Source organism: Nitratidesulfovibrio oxamicus (assembly GCF_015731765.1).
Taxonomy (GTDB): domain Bacteria; phylum Desulfobacterota; class Desulfovibrionia; order Desulfovibrionales; family Desulfovibrionaceae; genus Cupidesulfovibrio; species Cupidesulfovibrio oxamicus.
Genome location: NZ_VRYY01000533.1, coordinates 1 through 1,493, shown reverse-complemented (window position 1 = coordinate 1,493; position 1,493 = coordinate 1). Strand labels below are relative to the sequence as shown.

Annotated in this window: 1 protein-coding gene and 1 pseudogene; one reads left to right on the top strand and one right to left on the bottom strand. The window is 65.5% G+C overall.

The genetic code is table 11. From position 1 onward, the window contains the following. On the bottom strand, window positions 1-775 hold a 775-nt coding region (locus FVW20_RS15040; protein WP_231039143.1), incomplete at its 3' end, for a sigma 54-interacting transcriptional regulator. A gap of 362 nt (window positions 776-1,137) precedes the next feature. On the opposite strand from FVW20_RS15040, the pseudogene FVW20_RS15035 reads away from it, so the two are divergent. Further along, window positions 1,138-1,493 (top strand): annotated as a pseudogene (locus FVW20_RS15035) (sulfite exporter TauE/SafE family protein); the annotation flags it as partial.

Sequence of the window (1,493 nt, the reverse complement as noted above, 5' to 3'; positions counted from 1 at the left end):
CCCCGGCGTATCCGCCCGCCCCGCCCACGCCCGCCGCCCCCAGGGCCACAGCCGACCGCAGTTCCAGCGGCAGGTGTTCCGGCCCGATGTCCCCATCCGGGGCCAGCAGGGCCAGCCGCTCCACCAGGTTCTTCAGTTCGCGCACGTTGCCCGGCCACGGGTAGCCGCTCAGCCCCGCCTCGGTCTCCGGGCGAAAGCGCATGCCGTGCCGGTGGTACTTCTCTGCGTAGTGGGCAAGAAAATGCCGGGCCAGCGGCACGATCTCCTCGCGCCGCGCCCGCAGCGGCGGCAGCGACACCGGGATCACGTTCAGGCGAAAGAACAGGTCCGCCCGGAACCGCCCCTCGCGCACCATGTCCGGCAATTCGCGGTTGGACGCGGCAATGATGCGCGCCTGGAACGGAATGTCCCGCTGCCCGCCGATGCGCCGGTACTTGCGCTCTTCCAGCACCCGCAGAAAGTCCGCCTGGTTGGCGGGCGGAATCTCTCCCACCTCGTCCAGAAACAGCGTGCCTTCTCCGGCAAGCTCGAAACACCCCTGACTGGTGCGGTGCGCGCCGGTAAAGGCCCCCTGCTCGTGCCCGAAGAACTTGTCCGCGAACAGTTCGCCCTCGTGCACGCCGCAGTTCACGGCCACGAAGGGTTTTCGCGCCCGCACGCTCATGTCGTGGATGAGCCGCGCAAACAGTTCCTTGCCGGTGCCCGTTTCGCCGTGGATCAGGATGGGGGCGTCCGACGAGGCCACCTGCACCGCCAGCTGTTTCAGGCGCAGCATGTCCCCGGACAACAGGAGAAACCCTGTTCCGTTCTGCAACGTTTCGAAATGAGGACCTTCCTGGCCATCGCCCGGCAATTTGTTGCCGGTATGCGGAAAATTTCTGCCGTCCATGTGCGTGAACTAGGCCTTTTCCCTATGTTTGGCAAGCGCTCATTGATGGCACGAAACTTGTTACAGCTATCACAAACTCAGGCTCAGCCAGGCCAACAACCGGATTTCCCGTGTGTTGCTGGCAAACTGGACGCAACGCGCGCCGCAGCACCGGGCAGGAAGGCCAAATATCCCCCCGGATTGCGGACCGTGATGGCGAGTTGTTGTTTCATCAATGTTTCAATGTTTCAAAAGGGGACATTACCGACATGAACACCGCTACCAAAGTCAGGTTCTGGGGCCCGGCGGTCCTTGCGGTCCTGCTCGTGCTGTGCTGGGCCCTTCCCGTGCTGGCGTCGGGGGGCGACGTTGCCTCAGCAGCCGCCGCAGCCATGCCGGCGGACGGCCATCCGTGGTGGTTCTGGCCCACGGCGCTGCTGTTCTTCTGTTTCATTCTCGGCATCATCGCAGTGCTTGCCGGCGTGGGCGGCGGCGTGCTGTTCGTGCCGCTGGTCAGCGGATTCTTTCCGTTCCACCTCGACTTCGTGCGCGGCGCGGGCCTGCTGGTGGCCCTGGCGGGCGCGCTGGCGGCCGGCCCCGGCCTGCTGAAGCGCAACCTGGCCAG